Genomic DNA, 21144 nt, shown 5'->3' with positions numbered 1-21144 from the left:
ACAAACCTAACAAACTGCGAGCGCTTGTTGGCTTAGCAAAACTCACATTCTCAACTCTAGAATTTCTTACTTCTGTATTTACAGCGCTTTGTCGTGCACGATAACTCGGTTTTGATGTAGTGATACGCTTGGGCGCTAAAAATTAGCCTATCGAAAAATGTTTTTGTACCCAGCGACTGAAGTATTTTTATACTTTTTACTTCACTTCCCCAGCACTGATGTAAACAGCAATGGGTGTCATTGATTTGTTCGGTAGACCCCATATCCACCCTGTCTTCGTGTATCATGGTAAAAAACAAGACTGCAAAAATTAGTCACTTTCATTGCGCACCAGAGCATACCTATATAGATTTTGGAATAGTCAGTTATGGCATGCAAAACCCAATATCCCACCAATAAATTGTATTTAGACATAGGGTATAGAATTAATAAAGATGTTTTTGACGCGGCAGTAGCTCTGGAAAGGTTGTCGTGCTAAAGCACGACCTACGGGTACGGGGGTTACACGCCTTCAACAATCATCTCTATGGCGTCATGGAGCCAATATTCAATATTGTAATCCACCAACGCTTGCTCGGCGTCATAGCGGGCGCGCAGTACCTTTAAGCAAGGTGCGCCGCTGTTCTTTTCTAATTTGTCGGCAACGTCATCGGGTAGTACGGTGATGCTTATTACACACTGTTCAAAGCTGACGTCAACTTGGTAGTGAGTCGACATCACTTCTGTGATTGAGCCATCCAGCGGTTGGTTGTGTAAGTCGGCAAAACGTTCGGCTGCACAATAGATCTGTTCCATCATTATTGCGCGACCATCTAACGCACGTACTCGAGTTAGTTCATACACCGGCTGGCCGTCAAAATGAGAGTGGCCAAACTCAGGCTCTGTGGAAGGGGCATTAATTGCGACTACTTGAGTTGTTGGTGTAAAGCCTTGTTCAATGGCAAGGTGGTTAAAGTTTACTTTTTTAGCTGGATGCCATTTGAGCTTTTCCGGTGTGACAAACCAGCCGCGCCGCTTTTGGCTAAAGATAAGTCCTTCGGCTTCTAGTCGTGCTAGGGCTTCACGGACGGTGATCCGTGTTGAGCTAAATGCTTCTTGCAGCGCACGTTCTGAAGGCAATTTGGCACCGGGCGTCATGCTGCCAGCGGCGAGCAGCGCTTGGATATGGTTTCGAATTCGTTGATAAAGCAGCATAATTGAGTCGATAAAACCTTTTGTGACAAGCTTACTATCGTTTTATGACAGGATAAATAGACTTGTAAACTCAGATTGGCCTAACTCGCCAAATAGGCTTCTATTTGGCTAAAGTTAAGTGATCCGCCCCTAAATCGCCATGATTGCTATATCCTTGCGGGGTAAAGTCGGGGTTATGCTGAGACTGGGCAACAAAATGGCCAATATCATTTAAAAATGCAGCGATTTGGGTCGCTTGATCATAACCATTTTCTTTCGCGAGGGTGGCGCATTGCTCGGCATGGTAAATTTGGCTACATGCCTCGTCATAGGTGGCATGACCATATTGCTCGAATAGCTGTTTTATTTGTGCGATGGCATTCACTTTATATACTCCTGCTTCACGTTCGGATCTAATTTTGCTGCGCTGCCACTAAGCTTGCTTAGCCAAACATCGAGTTTATGCGGTGGCGTGTTGTTATCCTCAGCGCTTTCTTTACGGCGAATGGCATTTCTCACCATTAAGGCCCCCGCGGTGCGAAATGGCTCGACGGGAAACTGTTTAAGCGTTTGGTTGACCAAGGCGCAGTGACGCCAGTCGTTATGTTGATTAAGCAGTAGACTCGCTAAGATTTGTCCACCTAAATAGGATTGCACCACGCCGTTGCCTGAGTAACCGCTGCCATAAAACACATTAGCTTGACCATTTAAGTGACCAAAGAAAGGCATACCAGAGACACTTCGGTCTGAGGGGCCGGTCCAGGTTCTTTCTATCTTGAGCTGGTGATGTGCAAAGAAATGGCTAAATGAGCGTTCAAGAATCGCTTGATAGCGGCTAGCACGGTGAAAGGTGTCTCTCACTTGGTTATTGAAACTAAAATAATTTCCACCTTTGCCAAGCATTAATCGACCGCTTGAGGTGGTGCGGTAGTAATTCACAAAAATACGTGCATCAATCACCGAAGCACCGTGGTTCAACCCCATTGCCGCAAGCTTTTCAGGTGCTGGTGTGGTGATCGCCATATCGCTCGAAACCAACACCACGCTGCGAGAAAACTGTGGCAATAAGCTTGGCAGCCAAGCGTTAACGGCAAATACTAGCTGATTGGCTCTGATCTCGCCTTTGTCTGTGGTAATGGTTAGTGTGTCTTGGCCTTGGTGCTTTAGGTAGCGGGTGTGTTCAAATACCTTGACCCCAAGTTTTTTTGCCACCTTCATCAGTTCACGCACAAGCTTGGCGGGTTGAACACTACCGGCATGGGGGGAGTAAATTCCAGCAAGGTTGGCATTAGAGCCGGTTGCTTGCAACTGCGCTTTATCCAGTGTTTGCCACGCATTAAGCTGGTGTTGCTCGAGTAGGGTGGTAATGGGGCTAAAGGCATTACGCTGGCTGAGATTTGAAGCCGTATAGTAAGTACCATCAACGCGGCAGTCACATTCAATCCCGTGTTTACTGGTAAAGGCTTTAATGTTATGAACGGCCTGCTCCGACTGGCGCACTAAAAAGCAGGCTTGTTCTAAGCCAAACTCTTTAATTAAGCTGGCAAACTTAGTCGACCATGTCAGCATAGCTCCACCATTACGACCCGAAGCACCTTGTCCACAGAGGTCTTTTTCAATAATGGCGATATTCAGCTCAGGTTTTTGCTTTTTCAGCGTTATGGCTGTCCAAAGGCCAGTAAAGCCGCCACCTATGATACAAACTTGGGTATCCAACGCGCCATGAGGCGGCGCGCTGGCTGCGGCTTTAATATCGGCTTGAGTGATTGCTTCATCAAACCAAAAAGGCTGAAAACGCATTACGGGCGCTCTCCACGGGCGATACGAGCAGAAATATCCACCAAGACCATTTCGATGTCGGCTAGTGAATCAATCACATAGTGCGCACCGGCCTCGCCAAGCTGCTGATAAGCATTAAGGGAATGTGCACTTTGCTCTTCGTGACCAAGCGCAGTCCATTCTTCTTCGCTAAGCCCCACCGCATTACCCGTTAAAGCAAGTCCTACGGTCCACATACCAGCATTTAACCCCTCGCTTATTCCCGGCGCGGAGTCATCGACTTTTACGCATCCTGATACGCGATTAATCCCAAGTCTTTGCACGTTTTCTAACGCGATCCAAGGGCCTGGGCGAGAGCCAGCTGCACATTCATCACTGGCAACCACACAATCTGGCTGATAACCATAGTCGGCAGCGGCAGGCACTAGTACGTCCATCACAGGCTTGGGATACCCAGAACAACTGCCAATCTTAACGCCTTGTTGTTGTAAACGTTTGATCACCGCAAGCACGCCCGGAATGGGGGCAGCTCGGTCGGCGACTTTTGCCTGTTGGAGCGGCATAAAGGTTTGATAAATATGGTCAACATCTGCCGTACTCGGTGCCTGACCAAATTGGGTTATCCAGCGGGTGCGGACGCTGTCCATTTGTAGCAAGGTATTAATGTGATCCCATTTGCCCATTCCCATCGGGCCGCGCGCTTCAGCCAAGGAAATATCAAATTGATACGCTTGCTTAAATGCTTCAACAAAAATACTGGTAGGGGCAATCGAACCATAGTCGACCACAGTACCTGCCCAATCCAAAATTAACGCTTCAATGTGTTTCATGTTGCAAAGACTCCTAGCTAGGAAATATGTGATGAAAGTGCCGTGGTGCGTAGTTGCGTTGACGCCTTACGTGGTCGCTTTAATTTCACGGCAAAATAAATAATTGAACTCACTACGAGGGCGCTTGCGATAAACGCTACCCAGTAGCAGGTCATGGTAAAAAAGTGCAGCCAACTGAGCTCAGGTGTGGCAAAAGTTTTATAGAGCAAAATGCCCACTGAGCCGATGTAGCCCGCCGAATCCGCCAGATAAATCAAAAAACCGGCGTTCGCAGTCGAGCCAACTGCTGAGATCATGCGGTCAAACAAAAAGCAGTTATAGGGGATATAACTGATATAAAGACCAGCCCCGAGTAGTACCATCCAAGTTTTAGGATCGAGACTTTGGGTTTGGTATAAATACGTACTGCCAGCCAGCAGTAAAGCCCCGAGTAAGACAAAGCCATGGTTGGCAAAAAATGCGATGCGGTTATTTTTAATTAATACCAAAGCGGCAAGCGCAATGAGTACGATAAAGGCGATGCGGATCCCGGCATAAGCAAAAATCGCGGGTTCTTGCCCATACCCTAAGGCCTGCCAGATCTCAGCTGAGAAGTTATCTCTAAAGTCACGAAAGCCAGTAAAGAGTAAAAAGCTAAGCACCAGCACGGTTATTCCAAACCAATACTGTTTAAAAAACGCCAGCCGGGCTTTGCCATCCATTGGCGCGCGCTTTTGTCGTAATTGTTCATCTTCTTGTGTAGGTTCAGGAATGCTATTTAGACAAGCAACGCTGAGTACAAGGAGTGGTAGAAAAATCGCCCCGGTTGCCGCTGGCATCCATAGTTCAGGCACATTGAGTTCACTCACCAGCCATTTGCCCACAGTTCTGACCAATCCAGAGGCAAGAATAAAAGTTACGCTGAGTACCGCACCTAAGATTTCGGTGGTTTTACGGCCTTCTAAAAAGCTAAAAACCAAACCCCAGATCATGCCAAGGGAGAGGCCATTGGCAAACAGCCAAACCAGATTCCAGCCCGTAGGAGTGATGGCAAATAGCACCAGTGCGAGTTCGGCGGCTAAAATCATGGCCAAAATCGCACGGCCGCGATAATGATGCTGCATTTCAGCAATCACTTTAACGCCGATAAATTTCGCGCATAGATAGCCAAATACTTGCGAAAGGATCAGGGCAATTTTAAAGCTAACAACCCAGCTTGGGTCATCAAAGGCTTCATAGGTATTGACCGAAAATGGCTTACGAAAGGCGTACATACAAAAGTAAGTCATAAACGCACTGGTCGCGGCAAATAGCACAAAGCCGATACCTTGGGCGTCCTTTAACCAGCGCGGGCGGGTGTTAAATAGGGTGATCTGCAACATCATAGGATCCTCGGTAATTCGAGGGCAATCCTTTGTGGATTGCCCGTCAACCGGTGTATACCAATCGGCTTAATCAAGTGAATTGGTATTAAAATTGGTAGTTAATGCTGACCATGCCGCGGATACCATAGTATTCCACCTGTAATGGACGACCTTGCTCACCTTGGTAGTACTGCAATGCTTCATTGGTGAGGTTACTCAGCTCTAGGTAAACTAACGTTTGTTCGTTAAGTTGGTATGACGTTGTAAAGTCGACGCTGGTATTGGCACCATAGTAGCTATCCGATTGGCTATCGCCGCCGTGCTCTTCGATATAAGCACCTTTATGATTAAGCGCTATTCGAGCTGCAAAACGGGTGTCGTCGTAATACAGCGTAAAGTTGTAAAGCTCATTGGCCTGACGTGGAATCGCCACTTTTTCTGTGCGCTCTGGAATTTGCATTTCAGAATCCATAAAGGTTGCATTGGTCATTACCCCAAAGTTGCTCAAACTGTCAGAAATAAAACCAAGGTCGCGGTTAAACGCCAGTTCAATGCCCGCAAGCCAAGCGCTATCGCCGTTTTCAGGACGAATGATGGTCACGCCTTGCTTGTTGTTGTAATTGCCAACGCTGGTGGCTTGGAAGATTGGGTCTTGGATATCTTTGTAGAATACCCCCGCAGAGACCAAGCCAACGCGGTCAAAATAATGTTCCACCATCAAGTCGAGATTATTTGAGTAGGTAGGGTCGAGCGCTGGATTTCCTGAGTTAAGCTGGTTGTCTTGCTCAAGGTAAGTTGCGCCTGGTGTTAATGAGCCAAAGTCAGGACGGGCAAAGGTGCGAGTTAGTGCAAGGCGATAATTGGTATCGTCATTGGCGCGATAGGTAACATGTAGTGCGGGTAATATTGACCAATAATCATTGCTGTTGGTGGTATCAACAACTTTGTCTTCGTCGGCTAAATAAGTGTAACCAGACACTTCGGTATCGGTGCGGGTAACGCGTAAGCCGCCTAATACTTCCCAGTTGTCGCTAGCTTGGTAAGTTGCCATACCGTAGAACGAGGTGTGGGTTTCTTCAACATCGAAGTTTCTGCCCAGCGCTCCACCGTTGCTGATGAGTGCTGATTCACCCGTATCTAGCTTGAACTTATTGCGATTTTGCGTCCAAAACTGAGCAAGAGCTTCGGTGGAAGCCACCTGCGACAACTGCGTGCGATAATCAAACTTGGCTTCGCTTAAGTAATCGCTGCGACCGGGTTGATCGCTTAAGGTAAAGTCTGCAAGCGTTGGCGCTGCGCCATATTGTTCGCTGTCCCACGCGTAAAACTCGTCGGCAAAGTCAGCTTTACGGACTTTGTCACGGTATTTTGCCCCAAATTTAACGGCTAGCTGGTTATTGTATTGCCAGTCAAAGTCGGCATTGGCTACCAGTCTGTCTTTTTCGTTGACGTAGACCTTGTATAGCTCAACCCAAGACAAGCCCATTTTGCTTGGATCGAGTGTAAAGCCCGAGGGGAAGTGATTGCTAATGGCATTCCATGGATCGCTGCCGCCGTCTACTTGGTTGTAGGCATAATTTTTACCGGTATCGCGGTCTTCAAGTCCAACATATCCCACCTCTTTTTGATCAAAACGAGCGACAAAATAGCTATTGTCTTCACTGTTGGGTTTGTCGCCATAACGGAACTCATTTTCGTACGTGGCTAGTTGCCAAGAGAGCGTTTTATCAAAGCCAAAGTCATGTTCACCTGCAATTTCAAAGCCTTGCATTTCGGTGATGAGTTCGTTGCGAATGTGCTGCAGTTCAGCACGGTCTTTATCAAAACGCAGCCTGTGCTTATAGTGGGTTTCATCATCAATCAGTGTGCCATATAGCGCGCTGGCGCTGAGCGTGCCGTTTTCAAGTTGATATTCCAGCGAGCCATTTAAGCCGTAAGTTTCACGGGTTCCGGTATAATCACGCAGCTCTAAACGGTAAATGCCTAAGCTATCGTTACCCCGGCGCGGCTCATAGTTGTCGGTTGCCCAATCACGCTGCCACGCTGTGGCGTTAATGATAAAANAAACCCTAGCTTGTCGTCGAGTAGACGGTCGCCATACACCACATTGGCAGAATAATTTGTGCCATCGGCCAGTTCGTTTTGGCCCACAGCAAAGTTGGTTTTGAGGATAAAATCATCAGCGCCTTTTTTGGTCACGAAATTAACATTACCGCCAATCGCATCGCCTTCCATGTCAGGGGTGATAGCCTTGGACACTTCCACAAATTCAATCAATTCGCTTGGAAAAAAGTCGAACGCAGTGGCGCGGCTGGTGGTTTCCTCTTCAGCGGTTGGAAGGCGGTTACCGTTGATGCTGGCCGAACTCCACTGTGACGGTAAACCGCGCACTGCAACAAAGCGGCCTTCACCTTGGTCACGCTCTATCGACACACCTGGAATACGTTGCACGGCTTCAGCGGCATTTCTATCTGGTAACTTACCAATCCCATCGGCAGAAATGATACTTTTGATATTACTGGCATTTTTTTGGTTATTTGCTGCGGCCATTGCGCCACGGAAGATTTGCCCAACCGTGACCACTTCTTCCATCGCTTGTTGATGGTTTAATAAGATTGGAGACAACGTAGTGACTTTGCCATCAGTAACCTCAACCTGTAGTTCAGTTTCCTGATAACCCATATATTTCACGACTAAGGTGTAGCGACCGGCATCCAGTTTTGGTAGTTCAAAGCGACCACGATAATCAGATACTGTGGATACATCTTGGCCTTTTACTGAGATAACAGCGCCAGACAGATTACTTTGTGGGTCTTTTACAACACCAACAAGTTTACCTGTCGCAGCATATAAGCTGGGACTGGTGGCGAGTAACACGGCAGCAGCGATTTGGGTTAGTTTTTTCATTGCTCTTTTCTCAAAAGTTTGGGTTAAGTTTTCTGGTCTAGTCCAGTTTATTGCAGATAGAGTAATGACGGTTTTTTACATTCCGATGACACAAAGGTGAAAAATTAACTAGCGCCTACTGCTCTTTGTTGTTTAATTCGCTTTATAAGAGTTAGGAGTTAGGAGGATGTTGTTAGATGTTTGGCTTAACTGAATAAGATTTGTCATACTCGCCTTATCAGCAGCAGGTTTTCAGTAAAGGAATAGCAACGTGATTTATGCTTTGATTGCGGCGATTGGACTTTCTCTTTTTATTTATAGCATTACAGCTCGACAACTAGATAGGGCGGAGCTCACCGCACCTATGTGGTTTGTGCTAACGGGCGGGGCGATAGGCTTTGTGCTTGGTAATATTGAAGGAGGGCAACAAGCGTTAGCGGTAGATATTAATGGCCTACAAACTTGGTTGCCGATTATTGAGTTGACGCTTGCGATTTATTTATTTTCCGATGCTGCAAAAACGCGATTACGGGTGTTATCTCACAGCTTCCAGTTACCGGTTAAATTATTACTCGGGCTGCCATTAACCATGGTATTTGGCGCTTGGGTTGCTCATGAGCTGTTTCAGTTATCTTGGTTGGCTTGCTTTTTAATTGCGGTGATCATCACCCCAACCGATGCCACTTTATGCAAAACCTTCATTCAGGATAAGTCTGTACCCACCAGATTACGTGAGGCAATTAATGTGGAAAGTGGCTTGAATGATGGCCTATGTATTCCGGTATTTCTGTTTTTACTGGGAGTATTAGCTGAGCGAATGCAAGCGACGACCGAATCATTTGCTTGGATTTTTATACGCGAAGTGGGGATTGCACTCGTTGTCGCGGGGTTACTGACTGGGGTGATCATTTGGTTACTTAAACGTGCCTATCAACATCATTACTTTGCGTCTAAAACCAGCCCTTTTCTCTTTGTTGGCATCGCTTTTTTAGTTTTTTCGGTAACCCAAGCTTTGCATGGCAGCGGTTTTATCGCTGCATTTGTCAGCGGTTTGCTGTTTGATAAATATTATCGTGATGAGTTTAAAGATCAGCTTATCGAAGAAGGCGAACATCTCGCCGAATTTGCGGCTTTTATGATCTGGATAGTATTTGGTTTGTCGGCAAGTGTAGTGCTGTTAAATGTTACCCAATGGCAGGTTTGGGTGTATGCAGTGTTAGCAACCGCCATGTTTAGATTGATCCCGGTATTCCTCTGCTTGTTAGGTGGTGAACTGACAACCAAAGAGCGCTTTACGTTAGCTTGGTTTGGCCCCAAGGGATTGGCTTCGGTGGTGCTAACCTTAATGCTACTCAGCGAAGAGTTGCCAAATGGTTTGCAAATTACTCAAGTGGCAATGGCAACGGTGCTGCTCAGCATTTTTGTATTTGGATTATCCAGTCGACCTATTTCTAAGTTATTTACCAGTGCTTCTGATCGAGAGTGATTACTCTAAATCACAATTGGTGTAGCCTGTGATTTCGTGTCTGAATTGTACTGTTATATTGTAACTTATTGTGAAATAAAATATTTTTTGTCACTTTGCTGAAATAAAAAAGTCATGTAACGCGCCTAGACTGTGCCCGCCTTACAGACAAATATTACGTTTCAGGAACAGTACAATGAATAAAAAGTTACTTACAGTTGCTATCTCTGCAATTCTACTTACCGCGTGTGATGACGATACGAAAACCGTTGAGGTGATCAAAGAAGTTGAAGTCATCAAAGAAGTACCAGTGCAAGAAGTGACACAAGTAAAAAATGTGATCCTTATGATCGGTGACGGTATGGGACCACAGCAAGTTGGCTTACTTGAAGAGTATGCTCAGCGCGCGCCAAACTCAACTTATAAAAACAAAGGCAATCAAACAGCGCTGTCTAAACTTGCTGCGGGTGGTCATTTAGGTCTTTCCATGAACGCACCACATGGCGCAACTGGCAGTCTAGTGACTGACTCTGCTTGTTCGGCAACACAATTAGCAACCGGCCTTGCCGCAGGCTCTGAAATGATAGGCCTTGATGCCGATGGCAATAAAGTAGCGACTATCTTAGAAAAAGCCAAAGCCGCAGGTAAAGCGACGGGTCTTGTTTCAGATACGCGTATTACGCACGCGACGCCTGCTGCATTTGCTGCCCATATGCCGCATCGTTCATACGAAGCGGAAATCGCTGAGCAATTAGTTCGCTCTGGCAGCGTTGATGTGATGTTATCTGGTGGTGCTCGCGTATTCGTACCAAAGAGCACGCCTGACAATGCAGAAGTAAAAGCACAACTTGACGCGCTTGGCATGCCCAGCAGCGTATACAAAAAATCAAAACGTGGAGATGAAACTAACCTCGTTGTTGAAGCAAAAGAGCAACATGGTTATGGCCTTGCTTTTGATAAAGCACAATTAAGCAGTTTTGAAGGCGAAAAAGTACTAGGTCTATTCGCAAACTCTGGTATGAGCGACGCAATCGCTTACAAAGCTTGCCAACAAAGTAACAGCTGTACTCAGCCTTCATTAAAAGAAATGACGGTAAAAGCGCTTGATATCTTGTCTAAAGATGAAGATGGCTTTTTCTTGATGATTGAAGGTGGTCAAATTGACTGGGCGGGTCACGCAAACGATGCAGGTTGGATGTTAAACGAGCTGCTTAAATTTGATGAAGCCGTTGAAGCTGTTCATGAATGGGTAAAAGACCGTAACGATACGCTAGTCGTTGTGACTGCAGACCACGAAACCGGTAGTTTTGGCTTTAGTTATTCAAAGCATGAGCGTCCTGAAGCACAAACGCTGTCTGGCGATGGTATGTATGTAAATGGTGTTGCTAAAGAATATCATCCTAAATTTAACTTTGGCCCGCTTGCGCAACTAGACAAGCTTTACGCGCAAACAGGCACTTTCTTCGATATCCTTGCAGAAGCTGCGCCTGATGAAGCCTATGAAAATGTATCGGGTCCAACTTGGAAAGCGACCATTGAAGATATGACGGCTTACACAGTGACGCTAGATAATGCTACAAAAGTCGGTCAGAGTGTATACGATGAAAATAGCGCTGATATGATCCCAGCGTTTGAAGACTTTAGTGACTTCTATGTATACGCCAAAGAGGATTACACCGGAAAAATCGCTCGCGCGATCGCCTCAGAGCAAAGTGTAGTGTGGGGTACTGGTACACATACGGCAGCGCCAGTACCGGTTTATACTTTTGGTCCTGCGGGCGTAACTAAGCAGTTCTCAACCATGCAGCACCATGTGGACGTTGCAAACAAAATGATGACTGCGCTTGGTTTAACTGAATAAACCAAGCACCTAGATTTAAGTAACTTCAGTTAAGCCACAGCAATGTGGCTTTTTTCTGTCATTAAGGTTAGAAACTCGCGTTGTGGTAGTGGTTTTGAATAGTAATAACCCTGACCAAAATCACATCCAGCCTGTTTTAATAGCTGATGCTGAGTTGCGGTCTCAACGCCTTCAGCGATGACTTTTAAACCAAGGCGGTGGGCCATCAAAATAATGGTTTCACACAGGGTTAAATCGTCAGCATTGGTTGCGATGCCATCGACGAAGCGTTTATCAATTTTGACAAAGTGACAATCTAATTGCTTTAGATACGCGAGTGATGAGTAACCCGTGCCAAAGTCATCTAACGCAAATTGAAAACCTTGCTGTTTTAAGCGTTCAACTCGTTGTTTAGTTCGGCTATCATTGTGCATCATCATTCCCTCCGTAACTTCTAAAACCACGTGCTCAGGGGGGATCGCAAGCGTTGTGAGCTTGTCACTCCAACTTGCTAAAGTACAATTTTTAGCAGCAAATTGGACCGGTGACACATTGATGCTAATTTGTGTTGTATGGCCTAAGTGCTGTAGTTGCGTCAACGTGTCAACAGACTGCGAAAATGCTAAATCACCAATATGGTGAATAAGCTGGGTTTCTTCGGCTAACGGAATAAACTCAGCGGGACTCACCATACCTTGCTCTGGGTGTCGCCAGCGGATCAAGGCCTCGGCTTTGGCGACGCGATTGTCGTCAAGTGATACGATAGGCTGGTAGTGCATTTCAAATTGATTGTTATGCAGTGCAGTACGAATACCTTTGAGCATTTGCATTCTAGATTCCGCGACTTTGCGCAAAGCGTCATCAAAAATCACATAGCCGTTACGACCTTGCTGCTTTGCTCGATACATTGCTTGGTCGGCAGCTTTTAATAGGGCTTCTGCACCATTACCATCTGTTGGTGCGGTGGCAATCCCCATACTTGCTGTGATATGGCAATGCTCATCTTTGATCTCAAACGGTTGTTTGAGTGCGGACTGGATCTGAGCTGCTAGTGCTTTGCACTTTGCTTTATGTTCGTCATCCTCCAACACAAAGACAAACTCATCACCTCCAATGCGGGATAAAAATGCATGCGGAGCCATACTCTTCAAACGTTGCGCGACTAACTTTAAAAGCAAGTCTCCGTAATAATGGCCCAATGTGTCGTTAATATCTTTGAAGTTGTCGAGATCGAGCAACAACACTGCGGTTTGCTGTTGTCCGCTGACAACCTGCTTTTTTAAGTGTTTTTTAAGTCCCACACGATTGTGAAGATCGGTTAATTCGTCAAAATGTGCTTGTTTCCAGATCAGCGCGTCTTTGCGCTTAACTTCGGTAATATCGGTGAAGATCGCGACACGGCGATAGATCTCACGGTTGCTATCATAAACGCTATCGATAGTTAGCCATTCGGTGTAAAGTTCGCCATTTTTCTTACGATTGACAATCTCACCTTGCCAGCGGCCATGTTCGTTGAGCTGCTGCCACATCAATTCGTAAAAGCTACGGTCATGTTGACCCGACCCCAGCATGGCAGTTGATTTTCCCAGCACCTCTGAACGTGAGTAACCAGTTACACGCGTAAAGGCGAGGTTGACGTCCAAGATAAAGCCATTGGCATCTGTGATGATCATGCACTCACTACTATTGTTGTACACCAATGCAGCAAGGTTTAGTGCTTCTTCTTGATGCTTACGTTGACTAATATCACGGAAAATAAGCAACGCCTGAGGATGTGACTCAATGGCGCACAGACGACATTCAACTACTTGGTTACCGGTTGGAGAAAACTCGAGCTGCACATAGGTTTTATCGTTTAGCAGTGCAAGTTCTGCTCGGATCCGCTTATAGATATGTTCTGGGAGTAACTCCTTAAGTGTTTGTGCCTTATCGGTATAATCACCATAGCGAGATAAGATCTGAGCCTGTTGATCTAAGCGAACATAGCTATCGGGGAGCGCATTAATTAAGGCCTTTACAACAGCAAGTCTATGATTGGCATTGTCTTCAGCGGCTAGGCGTGTTTGCGCCATATGGGCAAAACGCTCGGCGATATGCTCAAATTCACTGGGTACTTTGGTTGCGTCAAAACGGGGATCTTGCTTGCCTGACTCAAGTTTAGCAATAGCATGCTTGAGTGCGCTAAGCGGTTTTAAAAGTTGTTGTTTTAATTGCCAATGGGTTTGCCAAAACAAAATGCACACAAGCGTCAAAAATATTCCTAGAAAGAGTGCAAAACGCTTATCTATTCTACTTAACTGGGACTCAAAGTCGAAACTGAAGTAGATTTGTAACGCTCGGTTGCTGTTATTGAGTGATTGCTTAACATACACCAAGCGATTGCCTTCTGGGGTGTTTAGTAGCGTCGCCTGTGTGCCTAAATTGCTTGGCCAAGAACTGCTAACAGCACGGCCAAGTTCTGCATTTGCTGCTGGGTATTGCGCAATGATTTGCGCTTTAGCATCGGCAATCATTACCCGAGTACCAACAGGGAGGGGCAACTTTGCAAGGGTTTGACTCCAGTGCGTTAGGCCTTTCACCGCGACAAGCATAAACAAAAACTGTTGTTGTTCATCGTAAATTGGTAGCGCGAAGTTGACTGTCGCACGCTGCATGCTGCGGTCAATTTGATACTCACCAATACTAAACTGGGCAGTGCGCATTGCGGTTTTAAAGTAACCACGATCGGCGATATTGATCTCACGTTGATCTGCTTGATGCGTAGTGCAAAGTACGTTTCCTAGCGCGTCGACAATTCCCAGATTAGCTAGGTTTGGGCTGAGCAGCATTGCATGATAAAGCAGCGGCGGGCATTTGCCGTGCTCTACCGTAAGATGATCAATACGGGTCGACAGTTGCTGCAAGACTTGTTCTGTATCTGCGAGCTCTACCTGCTGGATCGCCGCAACTTGTTTGGCGTAATGCAGCGCCTGTTGTGACTGTTGTGTTAATGCCTGCTGACGTTGCTCACATAATAGAAATAAAATAATGATCAGACATGGCAAGCACAGTAGAACGAGTAAGCGATAAAATCGAAACTGTATTGAAGATTTCAGAATAATCCCACCTATGGAGCTGATCAGAGAGCGCGAATGATACCGAATCAAGTAGGGACAACCAAGCAAATTTGCATAAATAATTCAGCTGTAAAAGCATCCTTAAGCAAGGGTTAACAAATGGAGTTTTTAATTTCTAATTTGAAAGTATGAGGTGGTTATCCGGTCAAAAAAAATGGCATTTTTTCATCGCTCCACTTTTTTCCACAAAATTCATAATCTTCCACAAATCCCGCGATTTTTCTGGCTTTCAAAGGCGTTAAAGGTACCGACTGAGCTTGACAAAAGTGCTTGTCAAGCCCTAGACTGTTCTTCTGTGGTAAAAAGTGGGTTTTAGTGGATCAAACTGGATCAACCAACTTAGAAATAGGATCACGCATGTTTCGAGGTGCAAGTTCGCTAGCTTTGGATGACAAAGGGCGTTTTGCGGTACCGACTAAGTACCGCCAACCGCTGCTGTCCGAAGATCAGGGAACTGTTATTTGTACTATTGCGATCAATGAACCGTGCTTGTGGCTCTACCCACTCTCCGAATGGCTAGAAATTGAGACCAAACTAAGTCGCATCTCTAATACCAATCCCAGAGTGAGACGCTGGCAGCGGATGTTGCTAGGTCATGCTACAGAATACCAACTAGACAAAAATGGCCGGATTTTACTGGCGCCTTCATTGCGATCCCATGCGCAATTAGGCAAAAAGATCATGCTAGTTGGGTTACTCAATAAATTTGAAATTTGGGACGAAGAACGCTGGTATCAGCAAATGCAAGCGGATACCGAGATTGAACACTCAGGAAACTTTGAGGAAAGCCCTGAACTGGAAAACTTTTCCTTGTAGGGGTAAATAAATTAATGAGCGAAGAGTTTAAGCATATTTCGGTATTAATGACCGAAACCCTAGATGCCCTAGCAATTAACCCTGAAGGTATATATATCGACGGGACGTTTGGTCGTGGTGGGCACTCAGGTGAAATCCTCAAAAGGTTGTCGACTGGGCGTTTACAAGCCATAGATCAAGACCCTCAAGCGATTAAGGCGGCTGAGAAGTTTGCCGATGATGCGCGTTTTTCGATTGCGCGCAGTCGCTTCTCGCAAATTAAATCTGTCGCGGAACAAGCCGGTATCTTAGGTCAGGTTGATGGCATCTTGTTGGACATTGGTGTGTCTTCACCTCAGCTTGATGATGCAGACCGTGGCTTTAGCTTTATGAAAGATGGGCCGCTGGATATGCGAATGGATCCAGATTCAGGTCGCAGCGCTGCACAGTGGCTAGCTGAAGCAGAGCTTGAAGAAATGGTATTCGTGATCAAAAAGTATGGCGAAGAAAAGTTTGCCACTCGTATTGCTCGTAAAGTCATTGAAGTACGTGAACACACCGCGATTACAACGACAGCGCAATTAGCGCAATTGATAGATGAAGCTGTGCCTGTCAAAGACAAACACAAGCATCCTGCAACTCGTACTTTCCAAGCCATTCGTATTTATATTAACAGCGAGTTAGAAGAAATTCAGACTGCATTGCAAGCGTCACTTGAGGTATTAAAACCTGGTGGTCGGTTAGTGGTGATCTCGTTTCATTCTCTAGAAGATCGCATTGTAAAGCAGTTTATTAAGAAGCAGAGTAAGGGAGAGGCGATACCCAGAGGTCTGCCTTTAACGGATGAACAACTTAAACAAAATCTCACCTTAAAGGCAGTGGGTAAAGCCGTTAAGCCTAGCGATGCAGAGATTGCACAAAATCCACGCTCGCGAAGCTCAGTATTAAGAGTGGCGGAGAAGCTCTAGTGAATGCAAGTAAGCAACGTCAACCAAACCTATTTGCAGAAATAGGCTATTACATCATTGCTAATAAGTTGACGGCATTCTTGCTGCTTACGATTTTGATTTCCGCACTCGCGGTAGTGCAAATTACCCATTTAACTCGCCAGCAATTGATACAGCAGGATGAGTTATTACAACAGCGTGATGAGTTAGACCTACAATGGCGTTACCTCGTTGTGGAAGAAGAGTTTTACTCTCAGCATGCAAGGATAGAAGAGATAGCCAAGATGCAGTTAGAGATGAAACGCCCAACCAGTAAAGATGAACAGGTGATTGTGCTGCCATGAATAAACAAAAGCAAAAAACTCAATCTATTATCACCTGGCGCTTTGCTCTAGTTTGCGGCGTGATGCTCACCGTTTTTATGACACTTGTTGCACGCGCTGCATTTTTGCAAGTAATTGAGCCCGATAAGGCCATTGAAGAAAATGATAAGCGCACTGTACGGGTTGAGAAACTCAATGTCCAACGAGGCATGATCTTCGACCGTAATGGCAAAGAGCTGGCAGTGAGTGTGCCTGTTGTGAGCGTTTATGCAGATCCCCTTGCCATTGATAAGGCACTTGCCAAGAAAGTGTTACGTAAAGCCCGTAAAGAAGGTGAAGATTATAAAGCGTTAGAGCAAAACGATGCTGAGCTGAAAATACGGAAACAAGCTTGGTACGATGATGAGCTCAGGTGGAAAGAGCTTGCAGATGTACTCAGACTCAAACCAGAAAATGTCGATGAGCGGCTTAGGGGAGACCCAAGCCGTCGTTTTGTCTATTTGAAGCGTCAAGTGACGGCGGTTGTTGCCAACTATATTCGTCAAATGCGCCTGCCGGGCGTGCACTTGCTTGATGAGTCCAAACGTTTTTACCCAAGCGGCGAAGTAACGGCACACATGATTGGTGTAACAGATATCGACGGTAAAGGTATTGAAGGTGTTGAGCGCATGTTTGACTCAGCACTAACCGGTACCGCTGGTAAACGTACCATTCGTAAAGATGCGCAAGGTCGTGAAGTGCAAGTGCTCTCAGAAGAGCAGCGTGTTGAGCCAGAAGATGTTTACTTGAGTATCGATTTACGGATCCAAGCCATTGCCTATCGGGCGTTAAAGTCGGCGGTACTGAGCTATAAAGCGACATCAGGATCGGCGATAGTTGTTGATGTACACACTGGCGAAATTTTAGCTTTGGTGAATAGCCCAAGCTTTAATCCTAACGATCTAAGTACTGCCGCACCTTATAAACGTCGCAATCGTGCTATGACAGACCTATTTGAACCCGGTTCAACCTTAAAGCCTTTAGCGGTATTGGCTGGTTTAAATTATGGTGTAGTTAAGGCAACAGACACGATAGATACTTATCCGGGCTGGATGAACTTAAGTGGTGGCTTAGTGAAAGACACTCGCAACAATGGTGAGCTGAGCTTAAGAGAGATCCTTAAAATCTCCAGTAACATGGGAGTTGCGAAGATCTCGCAAATGTTGCCAAAAGAGTATTTTATCAATTTATACCAACAAGTGGGTTTTGGTGAACCAACGGGCTCAAATATGATTGGTGAAAGCGCAGGTCTATTTTATCCAAACCGCCGTTGGTCTAACTTTGAAATCGCAACACTCTCTTATGGTTACGCAGTATCAGTAAGCACCGCACAAATGGCGAGACTTTACGCCATGTTTGGAGCAGGCGGCATCTTGCGACCACTCACTATTGTGAAGCAGGATGAAATTCCTGAAGGTAAGCGTATTTTTAGCGAGCAAGATACGCATGCCGTGGTAGAAATGATGGAATCTGTGTTCGAACGTGGTGGCACGGCTCGTAATGTTAAAGTTGACGGATACCGTGCCGCTGGTAAAACAGGTACTTCAGAAAAAGCGGTTGCGGGTGGCTATGGTGATGAGTACGTTGGTTACTTTGCGGGCGTTGCACCAGTAAGCGACCCAAGGCTTGCGGTTGTGGTGATGGTCAATGAACCAGCGGGAGACGTTTACTATGGTGGTCAAACCGCAGGGCCTGCATTTGCTGAAATCATGTCTAATGCACTGAGAATTTTAAATGTAGCACCTGATAAAGAGCGTGTGGCTTATATTTCAGGAGCAGATAACGATGCGTGATCTGGCTCAGGTACTCGGTGATTATGGTGTCAATATTGCCCCTGTTGAGGTTGAGCATCTGCGCATAGACAGTCGAGCGATTGAGCCGGGTGATTGTTTTGTTGCACTGCAAGGTCATGCCCAAGACGGTGCTAAATATGCCGCTAGTGCCGTTGCGCAAGGCGCTAAATGTGTGCTTGCAGAAACGGGAAGCGAGCTTAATGTCGCACCAGAGCAAGCGATTTTTATCGATAATCTTGCCGATAAATTGGCGGCAATTGCAGCGCAGTTTTATGCATACCCGAGTAAAAAGCTCAAACTCACAGGCGTTACTGGCACCAATGGTAAATCTACCACGACAGCAATGATTGCCAATTTAGCTAGCCTAACCGGTAGTGCAGGGGCTGTGATAGGTACGCTTGGTTATGGTCAACCAGACAGTCTTATTCCGCTGGCAAACACCACGCCGTCAAACGTAGATTTACAACGTATTTTAGCGTTTTTACAGCAACAGTATGATCAAGTCGCGATGGAGGTCTCTTCCCATGGCTTGGTGCAAGGTCGAGTTGACGAATGCGACTTTGATGTGGCTGTTTTCACCAACTTGACGCGCGATCACTTAGATTATCACGGTGATATGCAAAGCTATGCAGAAGCCAAGAAACTGCTATTCACTCGCTGTGCGCCAAATCGCAAAGTCATCAACATTGACGACGAAGTGGGTGCAAGTTGGGCCGCTGAGTTCGGCGACGACACTGTGGTTGTTTACGGTCGCTGGAGTGAAGCGCATAGCTATCAACAATACGTATTCTTTGATGCCGTGTCGGCACACCCAAACGGTTTAACGGCGACGTTAAAAACCAGCTGGGGTGAATGTGAAGTCAGTGTGCCACTGTATGGTGAGTTTAATCTTTATAATTTAGCTGCTGCGATTGCGACTCTATTATTGCAAGGTGCAAGTCTTGAAGCATTAAGCGAAGCTTGCAGCCAACTCGCGCCAGTTGCAGGCCGCATGCAGCCATTTAGTGCCCCTGAAAAGCCTACGTGTATTGTTGATTATGCTCATACCCCAGACGCTTTGGCACTTGCACTACAAGCCTTGCGAGCACATGTTCCGGGCAATCTTATCTGTGTGTTTGGTTGCGGTGGTGATAGAGATAAAGGTAAGCGTCCTGAAATGGCGCGAGCTGCAGAGAAATATGCAGATAAACTGGTGATCACCAGTGATAATCCACGAAGCGAAGATCCCAATTTAATCATTGACGACGTTAAGGCAGGACTCATCCACCCTGAGTATGCTGTCTGCCAGCCAGATAGAGGGCTAGCCATTCAACACGCGATAGACCTAGCTGATGAAAACAGCGTGGTGCTGATTGCGGGGAAAGGGCACGAGGATTATCAAATTATAGGTACTGAGCGCATTGATTTTTGTGATAGGCAATGCGTTGCAGCGATTTTACGAGGGGAGAAGGCATGATCAAGATAGATTTTTCTTGGCTTGCAGCAGTCTTAAAAACCCCTTACGACGGGGAGAATTTGGCGGTCGCCAATGTTAATACTGATACCAGAACAATACAGTCTGGAGAGGTATTTTTAGCACTGAAAGGGCCTAACTTTGACGGCCACCGCTTTTTGGATGTGGCCAAAGCGCAAGGTGCCATTGCAGCTATTGTTTCTGAGCTTGATGAAGATATTGATTTGCCACAGTTTGTGGTTGCAGATACGCGTATTGCATTAGGCCAAATTGGCCGAGCAGTAATTGAAACTGTTGCCCCTAAAACCATTGCAATTACCGGCAGTGTCGGTAAAACCACAGTGAAAGAAATGTGTGCGGCGATTTTGGCGCAAAAAGGCAAAGTCCTTGCGACGAAGGGTAATTTTAATAACGATATTGGGGTACCGTTGACGCTATTGCGCTTGAGTGAAGATGATGAGTATGCGGTGATAGAACTCGGCGCTAACCACTTGGGTGAAATTGCTTATACCACTGCATTAGTAAGTCCAGACGTGGCGACAGTGTGTAATGTCGCACCAGCCCACATCGAAGGGTTTGGTTCAATTGATGGCGTAGGAAAAGCGAAAGGTGAGATTTTCTCAGGCCTAAAAGCTGACGGTGTCGCAGTCATCAATGCGGATAGCGATTATGCTCAGATGTGGCAGGAAAGCTTAGCTGTTTCTAAAGTGAAACGTTATAGCTTAAATGCTCAGCTTGATATTTGGGTGGAAGCAATTGAGTTGGATGAGCTAGCTCGCCCTACCTTCACGCTATGTCTGGGAGAAGAGCGTACCACCATTAGTTTACCGCTTAGTGGCCAGCACAACGTTGGCAATGCGTTGATTGCGGCTGCATTGACAACCGAGCTTGGCGCAAGCTTAAGTGAGGTGGCAACGGGTCTTGGAAAAATGGCTGAAGTAAAGGGCCGTGTCAACATGATCCAAGTCTCGGACACGTTGCGTGTCGTCGATGACACCTACAATGCAAACGTGAAATCTGTCAACGCGGCGATTGATTTACTGGCGTCTATGTCTGGCTATAAAGTATTGGCGTTGGGTGATATGGCAGAACTGGGTGAAGATGCTCGCGAATATCACCGTGAAGTCGGCGAGTATGCTAAGCAGCAAGGCATTGATGAATTGTTTTCATTGGGGGTGCTGAGTAGCAGCGCTAGCAATGTATTTGAAAAGCCAAATCGTCATTTCTCGACTCGCGAGAACTTAATGAAGGCGTTACGGGTTGTATTGGCCGAGCAATCAGGACAATGCACCGTTATCGTTAAAGGATCACGTAGTGCGCGGATGGAACTGCTCNGTAAACGCTGGCCAGTCGGATAGCGAG

The 21144-nt window shown here is 46.2% G+C and carries 16 protein-coding genes; 8 read left to right on the top strand and 8 right to left on the bottom strand.

Annotated features, from left to right (window positions below; all coding sequences use genetic code 11):
* Positions 1-501: 501 nt before the first annotated feature.
* From CKO50_RS03145 to CKO50_RS24405, 7 genes are all read right to left on the bottom strand, one after another.
* Positions 502-1194, bottom strand: a complete 693-nt coding sequence (locus CKO50_RS03145) for a UTRA domain-containing protein (protein WP_095726968.1) — start codon at positions 1192-1194, stop codon at positions 502-504.
* A 100-nt stretch (positions 1195-1294) separates the two neighbouring features.
* Complete coding sequence (locus CKO50_RS03140) at positions 1295-1558, bottom strand: hypothetical protein (protein WP_255229276.1); 264 nt, start codon at positions 1556-1558, stop codon at positions 1295-1297.
* Positions 1555-2973, bottom strand: a complete 1419-nt coding sequence (locus CKO50_RS03135) for an FAD-dependent oxidoreductase (RefSeq protein ID WP_095726967.1) — start codon at positions 2971-2973, stop codon at positions 1555-1557. The genes CKO50_RS03140 and CKO50_RS03135 overlap by 4 nt, the downstream gene beginning before the upstream one ends.
* Positions 2973-3782, bottom strand: coding sequence for a phosphonoacetaldehyde hydrolase (gene phnX, locus CKO50_RS03130; protein WP_095726966.1), 810 nt, complete (start codon positions 3780-3782; stop codon positions 2973-2975). Before phnX ends, CKO50_RS03135 begins: the two co-directional genes overlap by 1 nt.
* 17 nt (positions 3783-3799) lie before the next feature.
* Positions 3800-5146 carry a DUF5690 family protein gene (locus CKO50_RS03125; RefSeq protein WP_255229272.1) on the bottom strand — a complete coding sequence of 449 codons (1347 nt, stop codon included), beginning with the start codon at positions 5144-5146 and terminating at the stop codon, positions 3800-3802.
* 85 nt (positions 5147-5231) lie between these two features.
* Positions 5232-6896, bottom strand: a complete 1665-nt coding sequence (locus CKO50_RS24410; RefSeq protein ID WP_255229270.1) for a TonB-dependent receptor — start codon at positions 6894-6896, stop codon at positions 5232-5234.
* A gap of 212 nt (positions 6897-7108) precedes the next feature.
* On the bottom strand, positions 7109-8032 hold the full coding sequence (locus CKO50_RS24405) for a TonB-dependent receptor (RefSeq protein ID WP_255229268.1): 924 nt from the start codon (positions 8030-8032) through the stop codon (positions 7109-7111).
* 250 nt (positions 8033-8282) lie between these two features.
* On the opposite strand from CKO50_RS24405, the gene CKO50_RS03115 reads away from it, so the two are divergent.
* Together CKO50_RS03115 and CKO50_RS03110 are read left to right on the top strand one after the other, a co-directional pair.
* On the top strand, positions 8283-9497 hold the full coding sequence (locus CKO50_RS03115) for a sodium:proton antiporter (protein ID WP_095726964.1): 1215 nt from the start codon (positions 8283-8285) through the stop codon (positions 9495-9497).
* A gap of 175 nt (positions 9498-9672) precedes the next feature.
* Complete coding sequence (locus CKO50_RS03110) at positions 9673-11337, top strand: alkaline phosphatase (protein WP_095726963.1); 1665 nt, start codon at positions 9673-9675, stop codon at positions 11335-11337.
* Between the two features lie 29 nt (positions 11338-11366).
* Here CKO50_RS03110 and CKO50_RS03105 read toward each other — a convergent pair whose 3' ends face one another.
* Positions 11367-14360 (bottom strand): EAL domain-containing protein, encoded by a 2994-nt coding sequence (locus CKO50_RS03105; protein ID WP_095726962.1) that lies wholly within the window; start codon positions 14358-14360, stop codon positions 11367-11369.
* 429 nt (positions 14361-14789) lie between these two features.
* Here CKO50_RS03105 and mraZ point away from each other — a divergent pair, with 429 nt between their 5' ends.
* Genes mraZ through murF form a run of 6 tightly spaced genes read left to right on the top strand, consistent with a single transcriptional unit; the run spans position 14790 to position 21140 of the window.
* Positions 14790-15248 (top strand): division/cell wall cluster transcriptional repressor MraZ, encoded by a 459-nt coding sequence (mraZ, locus tag CKO50_RS03100; RefSeq protein ID WP_010368661.1) that lies wholly within the window; start codon positions 14790-14792, stop codon positions 15246-15248.
* A gap of 14 nt (positions 15249-15262) precedes the next feature.
* Positions 15263-16195, top strand: coding sequence for a 16S rRNA (cytosine(1402)-N(4))-methyltransferase RsmH (rsmH, locus tag CKO50_RS03095; RefSeq protein ID WP_095726961.1), 933 nt, complete (start codon positions 15263-15265; stop codon positions 16193-16195).
* Positions 16195-16518, top strand: coding sequence for a cell division protein FtsL (gene ftsL, locus CKO50_RS03090; RefSeq protein WP_095726960.1), 324 nt, complete (start codon positions 16195-16197; stop codon positions 16516-16518). Before rsmH ends, ftsL begins: the two co-directional genes overlap by 1 nt.
* Positions 16515-18329: a penicillin-binding protein 2 gene (locus CKO50_RS03085; RefSeq protein WP_095726959.1), complete on the top strand. Its 1815-nt coding sequence runs from the start codon at positions 16515-16517 to the stop codon at positions 18327-18329. Before ftsL ends, CKO50_RS03085 begins: the two co-directional genes overlap by 4 nt.
* Complete coding sequence (locus CKO50_RS03080) at positions 18322-19785, top strand: UDP-N-acetylmuramoyl-L-alanyl-D-glutamate--2,6-diaminopimelate ligase (protein ID WP_095726958.1); 1464 nt, start codon at positions 18322-18324, stop codon at positions 19783-19785. Before CKO50_RS03085 ends, CKO50_RS03080 begins: the two co-directional genes overlap by 8 nt.
* On the top strand, positions 19782-21140 hold the full coding sequence (murF, locus tag CKO50_RS03075) for a UDP-N-acetylmuramoyl-tripeptide--D-alanyl-D-alanine ligase (RefSeq protein WP_095726957.1): 1359 nt from the start codon (positions 19782-19784) through the stop codon (positions 21138-21140). Before CKO50_RS03080 ends, murF begins: the two co-directional genes overlap by 4 nt.
* Positions 21141-21144: the final 4 nt, after the last annotated feature.

The sequence above is a fragment of the Pseudoalteromonas sp. HM-SA03 genome, assembly GCF_002289345.1.
GTDB lineage: Bacteria > Pseudomonadota > Gammaproteobacteria > Enterobacterales > Alteromonadaceae > Pseudoalteromonas.
The sequence above is the reverse complement of the archived record's forward strand: the minus strand, read 5'-3'. Positions and strand labels throughout refer to the sequence as shown.